The sequence below is a fragment of the Muricauda sp. SCSIO 64092 genome, from assembly GCF_023016285.1.
GTDB lineage: Bacteria > Bacteroidota > Bacteroidia > Flavobacteriales > Flavobacteriaceae > Croceivirga.
In genome coordinates, this window is the sequence record NZ_CP095413.1 from 588769 (window position 1) to 615003 (window position 26235).

At 51.4% G+C, this 26235-nt stretch carries 2 protein-coding genes; both read left to right on the forward strand.

What is annotated here, in order from left to right; translation table 11 throughout:
- Positions 1-178 precede the first annotated feature (178 nt).
- A complete protein-coding gene (locus L0P88_RS02295) occupies positions 179-1768 on the forward strand; it encodes a peptide chain release factor 3 (protein ID WP_247133025.1) in 1590 nt (529 codons plus the stop codon).
- A 744-nt stretch (positions 1769-2512) separates the two neighbouring features.
- On the forward strand, positions 2513-26101 hold the full coding sequence (locus L0P88_RS02300; RefSeq protein ID WP_247133026.1) for a BspA family leucine-rich repeat surface protein: 23589 nt from the start codon (positions 2513-2515) through the stop codon (positions 26099-26101).
- Positions 26102-26235: the final 134 nt, after the last annotated feature.

The window sequence follows — 26235 nt, forward strand, 5'->3', positions numbered from 1 at the left end:
AATGGATTTTGAAGGGAAATAAGTATGTAAATAGGTCAAAATTGACCGAAAAAAACTTTGGTCCAAACAATTCAATACTTGTTATTTATTGAAATTATCCTGTTGATATTAACAATTGGAAAACAGAATGTCCAACGAGGTCAACTTAGATTGATTTATTTTTGCCCAAATTTTTTAAATGGATTTTGAGAAGGAAATAGCTAAGCGCCGGACTTTTGGGATTATATCCCACCCAGATGCGGGGAAAACAACACTCACTGAAAAACTGCTGTTGTTCGGGGGTGCAATACAGGAAGCAGGGGCTGTGAAAAGCAATAAAATAAAAAAGTCCGCTACGAGTGATTTTATGGAAATCGAGCGCCAGAGGGGCATATCCGTCGCGACCTCCGTCCTGGCCTTTAATTATAGGGACCGAAAGATAAACATTCTGGATACCCCGGGACACAAAGATTTTGCGGAGGATACCTTTAGGACGTTAACCGCAGTAGACAGTGTAATTGTGGTCATTGACGTTGCCAAGGGGGTGGAAGAGCAAACCGAAAAACTGGTCGAAGTATGTAGGATGCGCAATATTCCGATGATCGTTTTTATAAACAAACTGGATCGTGAAGGTAAGGATGCTTTTGACTTACTGGATGAGGTGGAGCAAAAGCTGGGATTAACGGTAACACCACTGAGTTTCCCTATTGGAATGGGATATGATTTTAAAGGTATCTACAATATTTATGAGAAGAACATTAACCTCTTTAGTGGAAATAGCAAGCAACATATTGAGGACACCATTGCCTTTGATGATTTGGATAGTCCCGAGTTGGAAGGGATTATTGGAGAATCCCATGCCCATAACTTACGGGAATATTTGGAATTGGCCGGGGCAGTCTATCCTGAGTTCAACAAAAAAGACTATTTGGACGGGAGTCTACAGCCGGTTTTCTTTGGTTCCGCATTGAACAATTTTGGTGTTCGGGAACTATTGGATTGTTTTATTGAAATAGCTCCCACTCCAAGACCCAAAATGGCCGAAGAACGACTGGTTAACTCCAATGAAAGTGATTTTTCAGGATTTGTTTTTAAAATCCATGCCAATATGGACCCCAAACACCGTGATCGCTTGGCATTCATAAAAATCGTCTCCGGTACTTTTGAACGCAATACCCCATACCTACATGTACGACAGGATAAAAGAATAAAATTCTCCAGTCCAAATGCATTTTTTGCTGAAAAAAAGGAAATTGTGGATATTTCCTATCCAGGGGACATTGTGGGCCTCCATGATACCGGAAACTTCAAAATTGGTGATACCTTAACCAATGGGGAGAAATTGAATTATAAGGGTATTCCGAGCTTTTCTCCGGAACACTTTCGATATATTAACAATGCCGACCCCATGAAGGCCAAACAACTGAACAAGGGGATTGACCAACTCATGGATGAGGGTGTTGCACAACTATTTACCCTGGAACTTAACGGAAGAAAAGTCATTGGGACAGTTGGTGCATTACAATATGAAGTAATCCAATATCGATTGGAGCATGAATATGGGGCCAAATGTACCTATGAAAATTTTCCTGTCCACAAAGCATGTTGGGTCGATCCTGAAAAGGAAAATGAAGAGTTCGCAGAATTCAAACGTATCAAACAAAAATATCTGGCCAAGGATAAAATGGGGCAATTGGTCTTTTTAGCTGACTCCGCTTTCTCTTTACAAATGACACAACAGAAATATCCCACTGTTAAATTTCGTTTCACTTCCGAAAAAGAATCGTAACCGTGGGGATGCCAACTTTGGCAATGATATAAAAAGGAGCAACAAAACACTCCATTTCAACATTTTGCACAAACCCTTGGAAAAATATATATTAAACGGGAGTTGAGTGATTTTTTTCCCTTCCGGGACAATTGGAGGGGCACCGAAACATTTCCAAGACCTGCCCACTCTTTGTATCTATTCTCAGAAGTTTTTATAATCCTATCCTGACCAAATTACCATCAAGATTATCAAAAAGCATTCCCTTTGCTTTGGACAGCAAACAATGACAAACCCCGTTCCAAATGCATCATTTGGCGGTAAAGCCAGATCGTGGATCCCATTTGTTTTCAAATAGCAACGCCTGTTACATTACAATTAAGGCTTTGGTCCCAAGGGAAGTATTTTTGTTTTACCAGTATTTATGTGCATTTATTTATGTGCATTAGTGGCGATTGAAGAGGAAAATTCCCATGAGACCCTCCCACGCGAAAGACCTGGAAAAATCTCCGGTTTCAAAACGGTGGTTTAGGTCAATTGGATGATTTGGAAAGATTGGATTTTAAGATACCGACCGTTTTGGGAAATTACAGGAAAACCATGTCCAGAATGTTGTCGAGAGTATGGGGTTTGGAATGTTCTGGACACCCCACATCTTCTTTATGCCCATTTCTTCCATCCCGCCGTAAAACCCAAACTATAACCCTTGGAGCGAAATCGAAAACGTTCCCTTCCCTTGTTACAGTACTGATCAATCCAAGATCGATGCCTTTACTCAAACGCTTTGAGGCATCATCCCTAATAAGAACAAATCACGTTATGGGCCTAAGAAGGCCCCTGCTTATCTTTTTCACTTGCTTGTTGGTTACCTCAGGACTGTGCGCCCAAAGTGCGTTTGTTACTACCTGGAATACGACCAAACCTGGCACTTCCGATGATAATTCCCTCACCATCCCCGCCACGGGGATTTACGATGTGGATGTAGGCAACGATGGAAGCTATGAACTGCTGAACCAGAACGGAACCATTACCATAGATTTGACCAAAATCCACGGCTATGCCGCTGGGGAGATACAGGTGGCCCTTCGTAATGCCATCTCTGGTGCGGGTACCCTGGATAGGATTCATTTCCACAATGCGGGTGACCAGCAGAAGTTGCTTTCCGTGGACCAATGGGGAAGCAGTATCTCCTGGAGCACCATGGCGGAAGCATTTTCTGGCTGTACCAATCTGGAGGTCAAGGCGACCGATGCTCCCGACCTAAGCAAAGTGACCAGTCTTTCCAATATGTTCTACAACTGTAGGTCACTTACCGGGTCCAAGGGTTTCTCCAACTGGAACACGGCCAAAGTGACCACAATGGTCGGTATGTTCTTTCTGGCATGGGACTTTAACGGGGATATCGGTTCTTGGAACACCAGTAGTGTCATTACCATGCAATCCATGTTTATGGGTGCAAGTTCCTTTAACGAAGACATCAGTTCCTGGAATACGGCAAGTGTGAGCAATATGTCCTTTATGTTTGGGCAGGCAAGTGCTTTTGACCAAAATATCGGTTCCTGGAACACCAGTGGTGTGACCACCATGTATGGCATGTTTCAGAACGCAACTGCCTTTGATCAGAACCTGGGCGAATGGGACCTGGGGCAGTTGAAAACTGGTTCCACTATGCTCAATAACAGTGGGCTTTCCATGGACAATTGGGATGATACCCTGATCGGTTGGCATCGCAAAGTCCTCACCTATACCCTCACCATTGGGGCTTCCGGACTGGTCTACTGCAAAGCCGGCGCCGAGCGTGCCGAGCTGATACGCAATGGCCTCAACATTACAGGCGACAGCGCAGAAGCTACCCCACCAACGGCCAAGTGTGTGCAGACGTTGACGCTACGGCTGGACCTCAACGATACCGCCAGCCTGACGGAAGATCTTGTAAACGACGGTTCCAGCGATACCTGTGGGATTACCTCACTGGGCTTGTCCCAATACAGTTTCTCGGCCTCTGACATTGGTGCGAATACGGTCACCCTAACGGTAACCGCCAATGATGGCGATACCAACACCTGCGAGACCATAGTGAATATATTGGAGCTTCCCCCCAACCTCTTTGTCACTACCTGGGATACGACCAAACCCGGCTCGTCTGATAGCAACTCGATTACCATTCCTGCTGAGGGGACCTATGATGTAGACCTGGGCAATGACGGCAGCTATGAACTCACGGGCCAGACCGGGAGCACAACCATAAATGTCACCACTTATAACTATACTGCAGGAAAAATACAAGTGGCCCTCCGCAATGCCTCTTCCGGTTCCGGAGCCCTGACCAGAATATATTTTGCCCCAAATGTTACGGACGACAAGCAGAAACTTCTCTCTGTGGACCAATGGGGCAACAACATTTCATGGAGTACCATGGAGAATGCATTTATCAACTGTGTCAATCTGGACGTTCTGGCAATCGACACCCCCGACCTAAGCAATGTAACCGATATGGGCCAGATGTTTTCCGGATGCACCTCCCTAAAGGGAACGGCGGATAATTTCTCCAGTTGGAACACAAGTAGTGTCAGCGATATGGGAAACATGTTCAATGGCGCAAGCACTTTTAATGTGGACATCGGTTCCTGGAACACAAGCAGCGTGACGAACATGAATTCCACGTTTTTGAATGCAACCGCCTTTGATCAGAATTTAGGGAACTGGAATCTGGCACTGTTGGGCGATGGCACAAATATGCTCAACAACAGCGGGCTCTCCATAGCCAGCTGGGACGCCACCCTGATCGGTTGGTATAAACAGACCTTGGCCAATAATGTCACCATCGGCGCCTCTGGGCTGGAATACTGTGAGGCTGCCACCGAACGTGCCGCACTGGCCCTCAGAATCACTGGTGACGGTGCAGAAACCATCAAGCCGGTGGTTAAATGCAAGCCGGTCGATCTCGTCATAGGCCCCAGTGGCAGCTCCACTCTGGCGGCCAACCTTGTGGATGACGGTTCCAGCGATGCCTGCAGCAGCATTTCGTTCAGGTTATCCAAAACCACCTTTACGACCAACGATATTGGTACGGAAACGATTACCCTAACGGTGACCGACTCCAACAACAACTCGGACACTTGCCATGCCAACGTGACCGTGATAAATTATACCACAAGAGTATTTGTTACTACCTGGGATACCACCAAATCCGGCTCGTCCGATAGCAACTCCATCACCATCCCTGCTGAGGGGATCTATGATGTAGATTTGGGCAATGATGGCTCCTTTGAACTGTTGGACCAGACGGGGACCACTACCATCAATGTCACCACCCATAATTATACCGCTGGGGAGATCCAGGTGGCCCTCCGCAATGCCGCCTCCGGTTCCGGAACATTGACCAGGATACATTTCAACAATAGGAACGATAGGCAAAAGCTGATTACTGTGGACCAATGGGGCAGTGGGATAGCTTGGAGTACAATGCACAGGGCATTTCACGGTTGTACCAATCTGGAGGTTAAGGCCACGGACACGCCCAACCTGGGCAGCGTGACCAATATGGGTCAGATGTTTTCCAGTTGTACGACACTTACGGGAACTACAGGTTTCTCCAACTGGAACACCGCCCAAGTGACAACCATGGTAGGGATGTTTGCCGGGGCAAGTGCCTTTAACGGGAACATCGGTTCCTGGAATACGAGCGGTGTAACCGATGTGAGCTGGATGTTTTGGAATGCAACCACTTTTGACAAAGACATCGGTTCCTGGAACACAAGTAACGTGACCAATATGGGCAATATGTTCAATGGCGCAACTGCTTTTGATGCCGATATCGGTTCATGGGAGACGGGCAGTGTTACCGATATGTCCTATGCCTTCTCTGGTGCAACTGCCTTTAATCAGGATATCGGTTCCTGGAACACCAGCACTGTGACCACTATGCGGGGGCTGTTTCAGGAAGCGACCGCCTTTGACCAGGACATCGGTTCGTGGGACACCGGCAGTGTGACCACCATGGACCAAACGTTTTATAAAGCAGCTGCCTTTAATGGGGCCATTGGTTCCTGGAATGTGGCTAAGGTGACCAATATGGGTTCCATGTTCAACGGCGCAACCACTTTTAACCAGAACATTAGCTCCTGGAACACCGCCAACGTGACCAACATGGGCGGTATGTTCGATAGTGCGGCTGCCTTTAACCAGGGCCTTGCTTCGTGGAATGTCGACAAGGTGACCAATATGGGTTCCATGTTTTCCAACGCAACCGCCTTTAACCAAAATATCGATTCCTGGAAGACAGCCAAGGTGACCAATATGGGTAGCATGTTTTCCAACGCAACCGCCTTTAACCAAAATATCGATTCCTGGGAGACAGCCAAGGTGACCAATATGGGTGACATGTTCTCTGGCGCAACCACCTTTAATGTGGATATCGGTTTTTGGGATGTGGGTAGCGTGACCAATATGCAATCCATGTTTTCTGGCGCAACTGCCTTTGATCAGGATTTGGCAGACTGGAATCTGGCGCTGTTGAGCAACGGCACCGCTATGCTCAACAACAGTGGACTTTCCATGGGCAACTGGGATGCCACACTGATCGGTTGGCACAAAAAGAGCTTTGCCAACACCGTTACGATTGGCGCTTCCGGACTGGAATACTGTGAGGCCCAAGCCGAACGTTCCGCAATGACGACTTTCACCTTTAGCGGTGATATCCTGTCGGATACCCTCCCAATAGCTGAATGCAGGGAGACAACCATCGCACTGAATCTCAATGGTACGGTGACCCTGCCGGCTGCCCTTGTGGAAGACGATTCGTTTACCTGTGGGAATACCACACTGGACGTGTCCCCGAGCAGCTTTACAACTGCCGACCTCGGTGCGAACACAGTGACGCTGACCGTCACCGATGGCAACAGCAAGACATCGACCTGTCAGACTACGGTCACCGTAGTGGGCAGTACAAATTCCGCAAGCGTATTTGTCACCACATGGAATACCACCAATTCCGGAACGTCCAACGGGAACTCCATCACCATTCCCGCCGAAGGAACCTATGATGTGGACCTGGGCAATGACGGCAGTTTTGAACTGTTGGACCAGACCGGGACCACTACCATAGATGTCACTTCCCATGGCCATACCACCGGGGAAATACAGGTCGCCCTTCGCAATGCAGCTTCCGGAAATGGGACCCTGGAAAGGATACATTTCAACAATTCGGGCGATAAGGATAAAATACGTTCCGTGGATCAATGGGGAAGCAACATCTCCTGGAGTACCATGGACAGTGCATTTCGCGGTTGTACCCATCTGGAGGTTAAGGCCACCGACGCTCCCGACCTGGCCAACCTGACCAGTATGAGACTGCTATTTGCCGGAGCAACCGCCTTTAATGGGGACATCGGTTCCTGGAATACGGCCAAAGTGACCAATATGGCAGGCATGTTCTATGGCGCGAGCACCTTTAACCAAAACATCGGTTCCTGGAATACGACCAGCGTAACCACTATGGAAGCCATGTTTTCTGGCGCAACCGCCTTTAACCAGAACATTGGTTCCTGGAACACGGCCGAGGTAATCACAATGGTCTCCATGTTTGAGAACGCAAGTGCCTTTAACCAGAACATCGGGACCTGGAACGTAAGCAGTGTGATCGTTATGGGCAACATGTTTTATAATGCCACTGCCTTTAATCAGAATCTGGGGAATTGGGACTTGAGGGCGTTGCTCAATGGAGGTAATATGCTCAGCCGTAGTGGGCTCTCCACCACCAACTGGGACAACACACTGATTGGTTGGTACAACCAGAACTTTACCAACACGGCTACTATTGGAGCATCCGGACTGGTCTATTGCAAAGCCGGTCCCCAGCGCGCTGCACTTACCCTCAACATCACAGGTGACAGTGCAGGGACGACCAGGCCGATGGTCACATGCAAGGCAACATTGGAGCTCCAACTGGGTACCAATGGCACGGCTACCTTAACGACCGATCTTGTGGAGACCAGCTCCAGCGATGCCTGCGGGATTGCTTCGCGGAGCCTGTCCCGAAGGAACTTCACGACTGCCGATCTGGGGGTGAACACAGTCACCCTAACGGTAACTGACGGCAATGGCAACACCAATACCTGCGAGACCGCAGTGAATGTGGTCGCCTATCCTACAAGCATTTTTGTCACCACCTGGAACACGACCAACTCCGGTGTGTCCAATAGTAACTCCATCCGTATCCCCGCCACGGGCACCTACGATGTGGACCTGGGTAATGACGGCACTTATGAATTGCTGGACCAAAGCGGGACCATTGATGTGGATGTGACCGCCTACAACTATTCCGCCGGAAAAATACAAATTGGCCTTCGCAATGCCGCTTCCGGGGCCGGTACCCTGACAAGGATAAAGTTAAGTTATGAAACCGACCAAAATAAGATACTTTCCGTGGACCAATGGGGCAGCAGCATATCCTGGAGTACTATGGTGGAAGCATTTCTCTTGTGTACCAATCTGGACGTTCTCGCGACTGACGCTCCTGACCTGAGCAAGGTGACCAATATGTCATATATGTTTAACGGATGCTCCTCACTTAAGGGGAATGACAGTTTCGCTACCTGGAACGTAAGCAATGTAACTAATATGCTACGCATGTTCAGTGGCACAAGCGTCTTTGATCAGAGTCTTGGCGATTGGGATATGGGGCAGGTGACCAATGGCAGGAGCATGCTCAGCGGAAGTGGGCTCTCGGGTGAAAACTGGGACGCCACGCTGATCGGTTGGCACAGCCAGTACTTCACCAATACCCCCGACATTGGCGCTCATGGACTGGTCTACTGCAAAGCTGCTGACGAACGTGAGTTATTGATACGCCATAGCCTCAACATTTACGATGACGAAAAGAACAGTACCCCGCCAACGGCGCGTTGCAAGGATAAGATCATACTGCAATTGGACGCCAACGGCACGGCCAGTCTGACGACTGACGAGGTGGACAATGGTTCCAGTAGTACTTGTGGGATCAACATCTTGCGCTTGTCCAAGAGCAATTTTACCACCGCCGATGTTGGTGTTAAGACGGTCACCTTGACTGCGAGAGACAATACCACCCCTGTTAGCTGGCTAAGTAGCTGTACAACCCAGGTGCATGTACTGGATCTTCCCACAACACCATTTATCGCCACCTGGGGCACAAGGGAACCGGGCACCTCCGACGGCAACTCCATCACCATCCCCGCCACGGGGACCTACGATGTGGACCTGGGCAATGATGGTACCTATGAACTACTGGACCAGTACGGGACCACCACCATAGATGTTACCAAACACGGCTATTCCGCCGGGGACCTAAAGGTGGCCCTTAGGAATGCAAGCTCCGGGAAAGGGACCCTTAGTAGGATACATTTCAATAATGGGGGCGACAAGCAGAAGCTAATTTCCGTGGACCAATGGGGCAGCAGCATATCCTGGAGCTCTATGGAGGGTGCATTTAACGGTTGTCTCAATCTGGAGGTCAAGGCGACCGATGCTCCCGACCTGAGCAGTGTGACCGATATGAGCGACATGTTTAAGTGGTGTATGTCACTTAAAGGAACAACGGGCTTCTCCAACTGGAACACCAGTAACGTGACTGATATGGAGGGTACGTTTGGCAACGCGTACACCTTTAACGGGGACATTGGTTCCTGGAACACAAGCAAGGTAACCAATATGGTCTCCATGTTTTTTAGTGCACGAACCTTTGATCGGAACCTTGGGGATTGGGACCTGGGGCAGTTAATCAGTGGCATTGACATGCTAAAAAACAGTGGGCTCTCCGTGGACAACTGGGACGCCACACTCGTCGGCTGGCACGAGGAGGAATTCACCAACACCCCTACCATTGGGGCCTCTGGACTGGTTTACTGCAAGGCTTTTGCCGAGCGTGCCGCGCTGCCCTTCACTTTTACGGGAGACAGGCTATCAGACTCTGACCCGAAGGCGGAATGCAAGTCGCTGACACTCCAACTGGGCCTCAACGGCACGGCTACCCTAACGACCGACCTTGTGGACAACGGTAGTGACGCCTGCGGAGGCTTCTCGCTGGGTCTGTCCCAAACCAATTTCACCACCGCCCACTTGGGCGCAAATACGGTCACCCTGACCATAACCGATGGCAACAGCAAGACAGACAACTGTGATGCCACGGTGACCGTAGTAGCGTATCCCCCGACCACCTTTGTCACCACCTGGGATACGACCAAACCTGGTATATCCGATGGGAACTCCATCCGCATCCCAGCCTCAGGGACTTACGATGTGGATTTGGGTGATGATGGTTTTTTTGAAGTGCTGGACCAAACGGGACCCATAACCATCGACGTCACCGCCCATAACCATATCGCTGGGGAAATACGGGTAGCGCTCCGCAATGCCACCTCTGGTTCCGGAGACCTGACCGGGATACGTTTTGCGACACTCCAAACGGACGACAAACAGAAGCTGCTCTCCGTGGACCAATGGGGTACTGATATCTCCTGGAGCACCATGGAGAATGCATTTGCCAATTGTGTCAATTTAGACGTGCTGGCAACCGACGCTCCCGACCTCAGCAATGTGACCGATATGAGCTATATGTTTTCCGGATGCACCTCCCTCAAGGGAACGACAACAAACAATTTCTCCAATTGGAATACCACCAGTGTGATTGACATGGGTGGTATGTTTAGTGGCGCTACCGTCTTTAATCGGGCCATTGGTTTCTGGAATACCAGCAGCGTTACCGATATGGGCTATATGTTCTATGGCGCAACCGCCTTTAATCAGGATATCGGTTCCTGGGACACGGGCAGTGTGGCCAATATGAACTTTATGTTCATTAACGCGAGCAACTTTAATGCGGACATCAGTTCGTGGAATACAGCCAGTGTAAGCAATATGAGGGCCATGTTCAATAGCGCACGTGCGTTTAATGTGGCCATCGGTTCGTGGAATACGGGAAACGTGACCTGGATGGACAGCATGTTTTACGGCGCAACGGCCTTTAATGCGGACATCGGCTCCTGGAATACCAGCAGCGTGATCCGAATGGACAACATGTTTTATGGCGCAACGGCCTTTAATCGGGACATCAGTTCCTGGAACACGGAAAGCGTGACCACTATGGGCTATATGTTCTATGGCGCAAGCGCCTTTGATCAGGCCATCGGTTCGTGGAATACAAACGAGGTGACCAATATGGGCAGCATGTTTAATGGCGCAAGCGCCTTTGATCAGGCCATCGGTTCGTGGAATACAAACGAGGTGACCAATATGGGCAGCATGTTTAATGGCGCAAGTGCCTTTGACCAGGAGCTGGGCAATTGGAACATGGCAAAGGTGACCAGTGGCGCCGCCATGCTCAACGGCAGTGGGCTCTCCACGGAGAATTGGGACGCCACACTAGTCGGTTGGCACAAACAAGAATTCACCAACACTTCCACCATTGGGGCCTCGGGACTGATCTACTGCACCGCCGGAACCGAGCGTGCCGCACTGACCCTCAACATTACCGGCGACAGTTCGGAAACCACCAAACCCATTGTACAATGCAAGGCAGTGACGCTTCCCATGGGGATTGAACTTACGCCCGAGCATGTGGACAACAGTTCTTACGATGCCTGCGGAGCCGTCTCACTGAGCGTGTCCAAGACCAACTTCACGGGTGCCGACCTCGGTACCAACACGGTGACCCTTACGGTGACCGACCCCAATGGGAACTGGAACACCTGCACGGCCACTGTGACCGTGATTGCGGATTCCAAAAACGTGTTCGTGACCACCTGGGATACCACCCAGTCCGGCCTGTCCGATAGCAACTCCATCCGCATCCCTGCCTCAGGGACCTACGATGTGGACGTGGGCAATGATGGTACCTACGATCTGTTTGACCAGACAGGGTCCATTACCGTGACCGTGACCGCCTACACCAACCCTACGACCAATGCGAAGTATACAGCCGGGGAGATAGCCGTGGGCCTGCGGGATGCGGCTTCTGGGAACGGGGACCTGACCAGGATAAATTTCCCTCAGTTCCAAACGAGCGATAGGGAGAAGCTGCTCTCCGTGGACCAATGGGGCAGCTTTATCTTCTGGAGCACCATGGAAGATGCATTCGTCAACTGTACCAATCTGCAAGTGAAGGCCACCGACGCCCCCAACCTAGGCAAGGTCACCAATATGTCCCAAATGTTTGCAGGATGCACGGCACTTACTGGGACGCAATACTTCGACACCTGGAACACCAGCAAGGTGACCAATATGAATGCCATGTTCTGGAGTGCCCACGCCTTTAATGGGGACATCGGTTCCTGGAACACCTCCGGCGTAACCAATATGAATGCCATGTTCAATAGTGCAAGGGCCTTTAATGATGATATCAGTTTGTGGAACGTCTCCAACGTGACCCTTATGACCGGCATGTTCAAGGGTGCAACGGCTTTCAATGGGGGCATCGGTTCCTGGGATGTATCCAACGCACTTGTCATGAACGGTATGTTCTCCGGAGCAAGCAACTTTGATAAGGACATCGGTTCCTGGAACACGGGCAAGGTGACCAATATGAGCAGTATGTTCATTAACGCGAGCAACTTTGACCAGAACCTGGGGGATTGGGACATGGGAAAGTTGACCAATGGCAGTTCCATGCTCGACAATAGTGGGCTCTCCATTAATAATTGGGATGCCACGTTGATCGGTTGGGAGAAGAAGGACTTTACCAATACCTTGACCATTGGTGCGTCCGGATTGGTTTACTGTAGGGCTGGCACAGAACGTGCCGCAATGACGACCTTCACCTTTATCGGCGATCGTGCGGAGACTACCTTGCCAATGGCCAGTTGTGTCCAGGGAGTGACACTCCAATTGGGCACCAACGGTGTGCCCACATTGACAACCACCCTTGTGGACGACGGTTCCAGTGATGCCTGCGGAATCACCTCGTTAAGTCTATCGCAGCGCATTTTCACGGCCTCCGATATGGGTTCGAACACGGTAACCCTTACAGTAATCGATTCCAACGGGAATGAAAATACTTGTGAGACCACGGTGACCGTAGAAAATCCTGCAAGCGTATTTGTCACTACCTGGGATACGAGCAAATCCGGCACGTCCAATGGGAACTCCATCACCATTCCCGCCATAGGGACGTACGATGTGGACCTGGGGAATGATGGTACCTATGAACTGCTGGACCAGACCGGGACCGCGGCCGAGCCCCTAATCGTAAATGTGACCACCTATAACCATACCGCAGGAGAGATACAAGTGGCCCTTCGGGATGCCACCTCGGGTACTGGGGATTTGACCAGGATACATTTCAACAATACAGGTGACCCACAGAAGCTACTTTCCGTAGACCAATGGGGCAGTGGCATCGCTTGGAGCACCATGGCAGGTGCATTTTATGGCTGCACCAATTTAGAGGTCAAAGCCACAGATGTCCCCAACCTCAGTAATGTTACCGACATGGATCAGATGTTCCGAGGAGCAACCACCTTTAACCAGGACATCGGTTCCTGGAATACAGCCAAAGTAACTACCATGGCCCATATGTTCTATGGTGCAACCACATTTGACCAGGACATTGGTTCCTGGAATACGGCCAAGGTAACTACCATGGCCAATATGTTCTATGGTGCAACCGCGTTTGATCAGGACATCGGTTCCTGGAACACGGCCGAGGTGACCCGGATGGACGGGATGTTTTACTTTGCAACTGCCTTTAACCAGGACATTGGTTCCTGGAACACCAGCAGTGTGTCCGATATGCATTATATGTTTTGGAACGCGACCGCCTTTGACCAGGACATCGGTTCATGGAACACCAGCAACGTGACCCGGATGGAAGGGATGTTTTTCCTTGCAACCGGCTTTAACCAGAATATCGGTTCCTGGGACACCAGCAGTGTGTCCGATATGGCCTCCATGTTTTGGAATGCAAACACGTTTGACCAGAACATCGGTTCATGGAACACGGGCGAGGTGACCGATATGGCCTCCATGTTTACTTACGCAACTGTCTTTAACCAGGATATTGGTTCCTGGAATACAGAAAAGGTGACCGATATGAGCTCCATGTTTTCTTACGCAGGCGTCTTTAACCAGAACATCGGTTCCTGGAACACGGGTAAGGTGACGAGTATGCAAAACATGTTTTCCGGCGCAAGTGCCTTTGATCGGAATCTGAAGGATTGGAACCTGGGGCAGTTGAGCGATGGGGTGTCTGGTGGCGGCGGTATGCTTAATGGGAGTGGGCTCTCCATGGATAACTGGGATGCCACACTCATCGGCTGGTCTACCCAGAGTTTTAACAATACGCCCACCATTGGTGCTTCTGGATTGGTCTACTGCAAGGCAGTAGCCGAGCGTGCCGCAATGAAATTCAACTTTACCGGCGACAGCCCGAAGAATACCAAACCAACAGCCCTTTGCCAGTCGGCATTAACACTCCGTCTGGGTAGCGACGGTAAGGCCACCCTGACGACCGACCTTGTGGATACCGGTTCCAATGATGCCTGCGGGATTTCGCTGAGTTTGTCACAGAGCAGCTTTACGGCAGCCCACCTTGGTACGAGAATGGTAACCCTAACAGCGACCGACCCCGTTGGAAACACAGAAACTTGTGAGACTATGGTGACCTTGGAGCGGGTCACAGGTGCATTTGTGACCACCTGGGACACCACCAAACCCGGAACGTCCAATAGTAACTCTATCACAATCCCCGTCGAAGGTACCTACGATGTGGACTTGGGCAATGACGGAACTTATGAACTGCTGGACCAGATTGGGACAGAGACCAACACTTTGGTCGTTGATGTCACCACACACGGCTATCCCGCAGGAGAGATAAAAGTGGCCCTTCGCAATGCCGCCTCCGGTTCAGGAACCCTGAACTTGATAAATTTCAGCTATACGGGTGATCGGCAGAAACTGCTTTCCGTAGACCAGTGGGGCAGCGACATATACTGGAATTCAATGGCGTTTGCATTCTATCGCTGTACCAATTTGGAAATTAAGGCGACCGACGCGCCCAATCTGGGTGGTGTGACCAACATGAGTTATATGTTTTGGGAGGCAACCTCCTTTAACGGGGACATCGGTTCCTGGAACACGGCCAAGGTGACCACTATGGCCAATATGTTCTATGGCGCAACCACCTTTAACGGGACCATTAGTCCCTGGGACACTGGCAACGTAACGGATATGAAAGGTATGTTTCGGGGAGCTACCGCCTTTAATGGGAACATCAGTTCCTGGAACACGGCCAAAGTGACCTCTATGACCAATATGTTCTATGGTGCAACTGCCTTTAACGGGAACCTCGGTTCCTGGGACATGGGAAGTGTGACCCAGATGGAATCCATGTTTAAAAGTGCCACCGCTTTTAATGGAAACCTCAGTTCCTGGAACACTGCCAGTGTGACCAATATGGACTTCATGTTCGAGGGTGCAATCGCCTTCAACGGAAACATCGATTCGTGGAACACGGCCAACGTGACCAGTATGTCAGGTATGTTTTATGGGGCAACCGTATTTAACCGGGATATCGGCTCGTGGGACACCGGCAGCGTAATTCGGATGGACGGCATGTTTTTGAATGCAACCGTCTTTAACGGAAACATCAGTTCCTGGAACACCAGCAGTGCGAACAATATGAGCGGCATGTTTTATGGGACGACAACTTTTAATGCAGACATTGGCTCCTGGGACACCAGTGGTGTGAACGATATGAGTGGCATATTTTGGAATGCAACCGCTTTTAATGGGAACATCGGTTCCTGGAACACGGGCAACGTGACCACCATGCGCAATATGTTTTACGGTGCGAGCGCCTTTGACCAGAACATCAGTTTGTGGAATACCGGCAAGGTGACCGTTATGGATCAGATGTTCAATGGCGCGAGCGCCTTTGACCAGGATTTGGGGGGTTGGTACCTGGGAAAGGTGACCAGTGGCACTGATATGCTCAATGGTAGTAGGCTATCCGTTACCAACTGGGACAACACGTTGATTGGTTGGAACAACCAGGGCTTTACCAATAACGTGACCATTGGGGCCTCTGGCCTGACCTACTGTACGGCCACTACCCAGCGTTCCGCACTGATATCTAGAGGCTTTAACATTACCGGCGACAGTTCAGAAACTACCTTGCCGACGGCCATATGCCATCAACAGGTACTCCTCCAACTGGATAAAACCGGAAACGCCATTTTGACCACGGATCTTGTGGACAACGGTTCCAGCGATACCTGCGGGAACGTCTCTTTCAGCCTGTCCAAAAGTAGCTTCACGGGAGCGGACCTCGGTGAGAACCCTGTGACCCTTACTGTTACTGATCCCAATGATAATACAAACACCTGCCATACCCTAGTAGTCTTGGATGATCAATGGTCCCCAAACGCAGGCTGTAAGGACATCACCGTACAACTGGATGCAACGGGCAGTGTTACGATTGCCGCCTCGGATATCGATGACAGCTCATCCGACAATGCTGGCACTATCTCCTTTTCAGTAAACAAAGACACCTTCTACTGTTCCGATGTGGGGCAGAATTCGGTAACCCTTACGGTGACAGACGAGGTCGGCAATATGGCCACCTGCGCGGGCAGGGTTACGGTAGAGGACAAAACCCTTCCCTCGGCCTCGTGCAAAATGGCGACAATTCAACTGGATACCAATGGCACGGCCAGTCTGGCGGTCAACCTTGTGGATGATGGTTCCAGCGCTATCTGCGGTGGTAGCGTCTCGTTAAATTTGTCGCAGAGCAGCTTCACACGCACTGACCTCGGTGCGAATACGGTTACCCTAACGGTAATCGACAGCAAAGGGAGCACAAATACTTGCGAGACCACGGTGACCGTCATGAATCCCGATACTTTTGTCACCACCTGGGACACGACCAAACTCGGTTCGTCCGATAACAACTCCATCATCATCCCCGCCTCGGGGACCTACGATGTGGACCTGGGCAATGACGGTAGCTATGAACTAACGGGCCAGACCACGACCATAGAAATAGATGTCACCACCGAGGGTTATCAGGCTGGGGAGATACAGGTGGCCCTTCGCAATACCTCTGGTTCCGGGGGCCTGGTGCGGATACATTTCAATAATTCGGATGACAATGACAGGCAGAAGTTGCTTTCGGTGGACCAGTGGGGCAGCGGTATCTCCTGGACCGACATGGCGGGTGCCTTTTGGGGCTGTACCAATATGGACATTCTGGCAAGTGATACCCCGGATTTGAGTCAGGTGGGCAGTATGAAACAAATGTTTGCCAATTGTACCTCCCTTAAAGGGACAACGAGCTTCTCCACCTGGAACACAAGTAACGTGACCGATATGAGCTTCATGTTTTCTGGGGCAACTGTCTTTAATGAAGATATTGGTTCGTGGAATACAGGCGGTGTTACGGATATGCGTTTCATGTTCTCAGCCGCTATCACCTCTAACCAGGACATTAGTTCCTGGAACACCAGCGGGGTGACCGATATGGACAACATGTTCAATGGCGCAACTGCTTTTGACCAGGATATCGGTTCCTGGGACACAAGTAATGTGACCGATATGTCTGCCATGTTTTCCAATGCAAATGCCTTTAACAAGGATATTAGTTCCTGGAACACCGGCAATGTGGACAATATGCGTCAGATGTTTTGGAATGCAAGTGCCTTCGATCAGGACGTCGGTTTGTGGAACACTAGCAGCGTTACCAATATGTACGCCATGTTTTATCAGGCAACCGCCTTTAACGGGAACATCGGGTTATGGAACACCGTCAAAGTGATCAATATGCGCGCTATGTTTACTAATGCGAAAGCTTTTGACCAGGACATCGGTCCGTGGAATACGGCCATTGTGACCGATATGGGCGAAATGTTCAATGGCGCAACCGCCTTTGACCAGGACTTGGGCGAATGGGATTTGGGGGCATTGACCAGTTTGCAAGGTATTAGTGGTGGTGTCAATATGCTCAAAAATAGCGGGCTTTCAGTGGCCAACTGGGATGCCACTCTCATCGGTTGGCACACCAAGGGTTACCATGATGCTTCCAAATTCCCCAATTTCCCTACCATCGGTGCTGATGGTCTGGTCTATTGTAGAGCCCGCACCCAGCGTGCCGTGTTTGCCAACATTACCGGTGACAGCCTATCGGATGCCGATCCGGAGGCCAAATGCCAGGTAGTGACGCTCCAACTGGGAACTGAGGGTACGGCCACCCTGACTACCGACCTTGTGGACAAGGGCAGCGATGGTTGTGGGATTTCATTGAGCCTGTCCGAGACCAGCTTTGGTATCACCGACCTCGGTGCCAACATGGTGACACTAACGGTGAGCGATGGCAGCACTGTAGACACTTGCACCACTATAGTGACTGTAGTGGATAAGATGCTCCCCACCCCCAATTGCCAGAACGTTACCGTGGAACTGAACACCTCTGGAAGTGCAACGATCACCACCTCGGACATCGACAATGGCTCCTCCGACAACAGCGGCTCAGTGTCCCTTGCCCTGGACAAAACCAGCTTTAGCTGTTCCGATGTAGGGGATAACGCAGTGACCCTGATTGTAATCGATGGCAGCAGCAATACCAACAATTGTGCGGCCATGGTTACGGTACAGGACAAGCTCCAGCCGACGGCCGCCTGCAAAACGGCAGTAGAGATTGAACTGGGCACCGATGGTACGGCCACCCTGACCACCAACGATGTGGACGATGGTTCAAGCGATAACTGTTCGATTTCCCTGAATCTTTCCGAAACCAGCTTTGATTCCACCCACCTAGATGCCAACACGGTGACCCTGACGGTAGGTGATGGCAGCAACACGGCTACTTGCACCACCGCAGTGACCGTAGTGGATAAGATTGTCCCCACGCCCAGTTGCCAAAACATTACCGTGGAACTGAATACGTCGGGCAATGCAACGATTGCCACATCGGATATCGACAATGGTTCCTCCGACAACAGTGGCACGGTATCGCTTTCCCTGAACAAAACCAGTTTTGGCTGTTCCGATATGGGGGACAATACGGTGACCCTGACGGTAACCGATGGCAGCAGTAATTCGGACAGCTGTACGGCCACCGTAACCGTGCAGGACAAAATCCAGCCTACGGCCACCTGCAAAACGGCAGTGGAAATCGAACTGAGCACCAATGGAACGGCCATCCTGACCACCGACGATGTGGACGATGGTTCCAATGATAACTGTTCCATTTCCCTGGGCCTGTCCGATACCAGTTTTGATGCCTCCCGCCTTGGTGATAATACAGTGACCCTGGCGGTGACCGATGGTAGTAGTAACTCTAACAGCTGTACCGCCACGGTAAGCGTGGTGGACAAAATCGTCCCCACACCCAGTTGCCAGGACGTCACCGTGGAACTGAGCGCGGCGGGCAGCGCAACGATTACTACAACCGATATCGACAACGGCTCCTCTGACAACAGTGGTACCGCCATTACCCTTTCCCTTGACATGACAAGTTTTAGTTGTTCCGATGTAGGGGACAACACGGTTACCCTAACAGTGAGCGATGGCAGCAGCAACACCAATAGTTGTACGGCTACGGTAACGGTGGAGGACAAAATCCAGCCGACGGCCGCCTGTAAGACTTCGGTGGAGGTCGAACTGGGCACCGATGGAACGGCAACCTTGACGACCGACCTTGTGGACAACGGTTCCAGTGATAACTGCCCGGTTTCAATGAATGTGTCCCAGAACAGTTTCACCTCAGTCGGTACGCACACAGTGATCCTTACGGTCAACGATGGCAGCAACAACACGAACAGCTGTACCGCCACGGTAAGCGTGGTGGACAAAATCGTCCCCACGCCCGTTTGCAAGAACACCTCTGTGGAACTAAGTGCGTCGGGCAGCGCAACGATTACCACAACCGACATCGACAACGGCTCCTCCGATAACAGTGGTACCATCATTGCCCTTTATCTGAACAAAACAAGCTTTGGCTGTTCCGATGTGGGGAGCAATACGGTCACCCTAACAGCAACCGATGGCAGTGGCAACACCAACAATTGCACCGCTACGGTAACGGTGGAGGACAAGATCCAACCAACGGCCACCTGCAAAACCTCGGTGGAAATCGAACTGGGCACGAATGGTACGGCCACCCTGGCCACCAATGCTATAAACAATGGTTCCAGTGATAACTGTTCCATTTCCCTGGAACTGTCCGAAACCAGCTTTGATGCCACCCACCTCGGTAGTAACACCGTGACCCTTACGGTAAGCGATGGCAGTAACACGGCCACCTGCAGCACCACAGTGACCGTAGAGGATAAGATTCTCCCCACACCCGGTTGCCAGGACATTACCGTGGAACTGAATACCTCGGGCAGCGCAACGATTGCCACCGCGGACATTGATAACGGCTCCTCCGACAACAGCGGTACGGTATCGCTTTCCCTGGACGAAACCAGCTTTGACTGTTCCGATGTGGGGGAAAACACGGTGACCCTGACAGTGACTGATGGCAGTGGCAAATCGGCCTACTGTACCGCCACGGTAACGGTGGAGGACAAGCTCCAACCAACGGCCACCTGCAAAACGGCAGTGGAAATCGAGCTGGGCACCGATGGTACGGCCATCCTGACCACCGACGATGTGGACGATGGTTCCAGTGATAACTGTCCGATTTCCCTGGAACTTTCCCAGACCAGCTTTGGTACCACCCAGCTCGGTGCCAATACGGTGACCCTGACGGTAAGCGATGGTAGCAACACGGCCACCTGCACCACCACAGTGACCGTAGTGGACAAGATTCTCCCCACACCGGGTTGCCAGGACATTACCGTGGAACTGAATACATCGGGCAGTGCAACGATCACTACAACGGACATCGACAACGGCTCCTCCGACAACAGTGGTACGGTATCGCTTTCCCTGAACATGACCAGTTTTGACTGTTCCGATGTGGGGGAAAACACGGTGACCCTTGCCGTAACGGATGGCAGCAACAACACGGCCACCTGCACGGCCACAGTAACCGTAGTGGATAAGATTCTCCCCACACCCAGTTGCCAGGACATTACTGTGGAACTGGACGCCTCGGGCAGCGCAACGATTGCCACTACGGACATTGATAACGGTTCCTCCGACAACAGTGGTACGGTATCGCTGTCCCTGGACGAAACCAGCTTTGGCTGTTCCAATGTGGGGGAAAACACGATGACTCTGACCGTAACCGATGGTAGTGGCAACTCGGACAGCTGTACGGCCACAGTAACGGTGGAGGATAAAATCCAGCCGACGGCCACCTGCAAAACCTCGGTGGAAATCGAACTGGACACCAATGGTACGGCCACCTTGGCCACCAATGCTATGGACGATGGTTCCAGTGATAACTGTCCAATTTCCCTAGGCCTATCACAAGCCAACTTTGATACCACCCACCTCGGTGACAACACAGTGACCCTGACGGTAAGCGATGGCAGTAACACGGCCACCTGCACCACTACAGTGACCGTAGTGGATAAGATGCTCCCCACACCCAGTTGCCAGGACATTACTGTGGAACTGGACGCCTCGGGCAGCGCAACGATTGCCACCACGGACATTGATAACGGTTCCTCCGATAACAGTGGTACGGTATCGCTGTCCCTGGACAAAACCAGTTTTGTTTGTTCCGATGTGGGGAGCAATAGGGTAACCCTTACCGTAGGCGATGGCAGTGGCAATTCGGACAGTTGTACGGCCGCAGTAACGGTGGAGGACAAAGTCACTCCCACGGCACTGTGCAAGGTGTTGGTACAGCTTGAACTGGGCACCAATGGCACCGCCACCCTGATCACCAATGATGTGGACGATGGTTCCAGCGATAACTGTCCGATTTCGTTGGGCCTATCCGAAACTAACTTCTCGACGGTTGGCATACACACAGTAACCCTGACCGTGACCGACAATAGCAACAATACCAATACCTGCCAGTCCGTAATCACCGTAAGCGACGAGGCGGTCCCAACAGCAGTCTGCAAGGACACCACCATACAACTGGATGCCTCGGGCAGTGCAACGATTGCCACCACGGACATCGATAACGGCTCCTCAGACAACAGCGGCGCGGTATCGCTTTCCATGGACACGACCAGTTTTGACTGTTCCGATGTGGGGAACCATACCGTAGCACTGACAGCAACCGATGGCAGTGGCAACTCGGACAGCTGCTCGGCCACCGTAACCGTGCAGGACAAAGTCACGCCCACGGCATTGTGCAAGGGTGCCACTGTACAACTAGACGCGGCGGGTAGTGCGACGATTGTAACGTCAGACGTAGATGATGGTTCCAGTGATACCTGCGGTAGTGTCTCGGCAAACGTGTTCCCTGATATCTTCACGGCCGTCGGCACACACACAGTGACCCTGAGAGTAATCGATGGCAGTAACAATACGGACAACTGTATTACCACAGTAACCGTTACGGACGGTATGGCACCCACGGCCGTTTGTAAGGATGTTACCGTACAACTGGACACGGCAGGTAGTGCGACAATTTCCCCATTGGACATTGACAACGACTCTTATGACAACAGTGGTACTACAGTTACACTTTCCCTGGACGAAACAAGTTTTGGCTGTTCCGATCTTGGCCAAAAGACGGTGACCCTTACAGTAACCGATGGTAGCGGCAACTCGGCCAATTGTGAGGCGACGGTAACAGTGGAGGACAAGAGCGCTCCCACAGCGCTATGCATGGCTTCCGTGGAAATCGAATTGGGCAACGATGGCACGGCCGGCCTGACGACCACCCTCGTGGACGGTGGTTCGGGTGATAACTGTCCGATTTCGCTGGGCCTGTCCGAAACCAGCTTTGGTACTACCCACCTCGGTGCTAACACGGTGACCTTAACGGTAACCGATGGGGGCTCCAATACGAACAGTTGCACTAGTACGGTGAGTGTAGTGGACAAAATCGCCCCTACTCCCGGTTGCCGGGACATTACAGTGGAACTGGACGCGGCAGGCGACGCAATGATTACCATATCGGACATCGACAACGGGTCCTCAGACAACAGCGGCACGGTATCGCTTTCCTTGGACATGACCAGTTTTGACTGTTCCGATGTGGGGGACAACACGGTGACCCTTACGGCGACCGATGGCAGCAGCAATACAAATACCTGCACGGCTACGGTAACGGTGGAGGATAAGATCCAACCAACTGCCGAATGTCAGGTAACGACGCTCCAACTGGGTACCGATGGCACGGCCAGCCTGACGACCAACCTTGTAGACAACGGTTCCAGCGATACCTGTGGAAGTGTCTCGCTAAACGTGTCCACAAGTAACTTTGTGGTCTCCGACCTCGGTGCGAATATGGTAACTCTAACGGTGACCGATCCCCATGGGAACGAGAACAGTTGCACCACCACAGTGACCGTCGAGGATAAGATCGTTCCCACACCTATTTGCCAGGACATTAGCTTGGAACTGGACGCTTTGGGCAGCGCAACAATCACCACAACCGACATCGACAACGGCTCATCCGACAATAGTGGTAACATCCTGTCGTTTTCCCTGGACAAAACAGGTTTTGGCTGTTCCGATGTGGGAGCGAACACGGTGACCCTAACGGTAACGGATGGCAGTAGTAACTCGGCCAGTTGTGAAGCCACGATAACGGTGGAGGACAAAATCCAGCCAACGGCCCTGTGCAAGGATTCCGTAGAAATCGAACTGGATACCAATGGCACCGCTACCCTGACGACCAACGAGGTGGACAGTGGTTCCAGTGATAACTGTCCGATTTCCCTGAATCTGTCCGAAACCAGCTTTAGTACCGCCCATCTCGGGGATAACACGGTGAGCCTCACGGTGACCGACCCCAATGGGAACATGGATAGCTGTATTAGCACTGTGACCGTGGTGGACAAAATCGTCCCCATACCTAGTTGCCAAGACATTAGCGTGGAACTGGGCGCCTTGGGCAGTACAACGATAACAACAGCAGACATTGATAACGGCTCCTCCGACAACAGTGGTGCGGTGGCACTTTCCCTGGATAAGAGCGAATTTAGTTGCTCCGATGCGGGGGACAACACGGTGACCTTAACAGTCACCGATGCCAGCAGCAACCCGGACACCTGTACAGCCACGGTAACGGTACGGGACACAATTTTTCCAACGGCTTTGTGCAAGGTGCTGGTACAGCTCGAATTGGGCGCTAATGGTACGACCACCTTGACACCTGACCTTCTGGACAATGGTTCCAGCGATAACTGCCCGATTTCATTGAGTGTTTCCACGAGCAGCCTCACTACCGTCGGCCTACATACAGTGACCCTTACAGCAACCGATGGCAGCAGCAATACAAATACCTGCCAGTCCGTGGTCGCCATCGAGGACGGCACGGCCCCTATAGCGGCCTGCAAGAACATCACTGTCCAATTGGACGCGGCAGGCAATGCAACAATCTCCACATCAGATGTAGACAACGACTCTTCCGACAACAGTGGCACAATATCGCTTACCCTGGACAAAACAAGCTTTGGCTGCTCCGATGTTGGAGACAACACGGTGACCCTAGCAGTGGTTGATGGCAGCAGCAACACGGCCAGTTGCGAGGCTACGGTAACTGTTGAGGACAAAATCCAGCCAACTGCCGTATGTCAGGTAACGACGCTCCAACTGGATACCGACGGCCAGGCCATGCTGGAGGCCTCCCTTGTGGATGATGGTTCCAGCGATGTCTGTGGGAACGTTGTCCTGGGCGTGTCCCCTAGCAACTTTACGGCCTTCGATATTGGTGTGAACATAGTGACCCTAACAGTGAGCGATTTGAATGGGAACGAAAACAGCTGCACCACCACCGTGACCGTCGAGGATAAAATCGTTCCCACACCTATTTGTCAGGACATTATCATGGAACTGGACGCTTTGGGCAGCGCAATAATCAATACAACGGACATCGACAATGGCTCCTCCGACAATAGTGGTAACACCCTGTCGCTTTCCCTGGACAAAACAAGCTTTGGCTGTTCCGATGTGGGAACGAACACGGTGACCCTAATCGTGGCCGATGGTAGTGACAACTCGGCCAGTTGTGAAGCCACGGTGATCGTGAAGGACATAACCCAACCGACGGCATTGTGCCAAGCCGTGATGCTCCAATTGGGTACGGGTGGAACGGCCAACCTGGATGCCGCCCTTGTGGACAGCGGTTCCGAAGATGCCTGCGATATTGCTTCCCTTGGCGTGTCCCCAAACAGCTTTACGACTACGGACCTGGGCGCGAACACAGTGACCCTAATGGTGACCGACAATAGTGGCAATATTGCAACCTGCCAGACCACGGTCACCGTGGTGGATGGCACGGCACCCACGGCCATTTGCCAGGACATTACCGTGGAACTGAACGTACTGAACAATACAACAATTACCATATCTGACATCGACAATGGCTCATTTGACAGTAATGGTGGTACCCTGTCCCTTGCACTGGACAAATACACCTTTGACTGTTCCAATGTAGGGGACAACACGGTGACCCTTACCGTGACCGACAAAAGTGGGAACACCGCCAACTGCACCGCCACGGTAACGGTTCTGGACACAACCGCACCACTGGCCATTGTTATCAACAACGGACCGATCTGCGAGGGCTCCACCTTACAGTTGGAAGAAATAAGCAAATTGGGGACCTCATGGCTATGGACCAGTAATGGGGATGCCCTATTCGATGACCCTACCTTACAAAACCCGGAAGTCACCCATATTTCGGACGGGGAAGAGTTCACCGTCAGGGTTGCCCTGGCCAATGGCTGTACCGTTACAGGCACCACAACCGCCTTTGTTCTGAGGGCTCCTGAACTAGTTGTAGTGGGCGAACAGGGGTTCTGTACTTTGGAAAACCCCACCGTATCGGATTTGGCAGCCTCCGGTAACGGCACGCTTCGCTGGTATTTGGGAAAAGGCGATACTGTGGAGCTGGAAAGTGATGTTCCCCTTGTGGACGGTACGGTCTATTACGGATTGTTGGAGGATAGCGAAGGATGTACCTCCAATCTTGTTACCGTAGTGGTAAGGATTTCCATGCAGGATTGTGGCGAAGCCCCGAAAGCGGACAGACTCGGCTTCTCCCCTAACGGCGATGGAATCAACGATACCTTTTCCATTTCCTGGTTAAAGGACGATTACCCCAATTATACCATGTCGGTCTATGACCGTAACGGCACCTTAGTGTACAGGGGTAGCATAAGCACACCGGACTGGGATGGCAGTGCGGACCGGGGCATTGTCCTAGGGGATGGAAAACTGCCCAACGGAGTATACTACTATACCATAGATTTTGGGGACGGGACAACGCCACAGGCCCAGGGAATCGTCTATCTGAACCGATAGGCAGGGAACACAAAGGGCAAGACGGGATAAAGATTATCCCAAAAAATGGGAAGGTCCTGTTCGGCCACCACTTAGCAACACATTAAAAGGTCATCCGGACAGCCGGAATCTGCCCAAAAAAAGTTAAGAAAGAT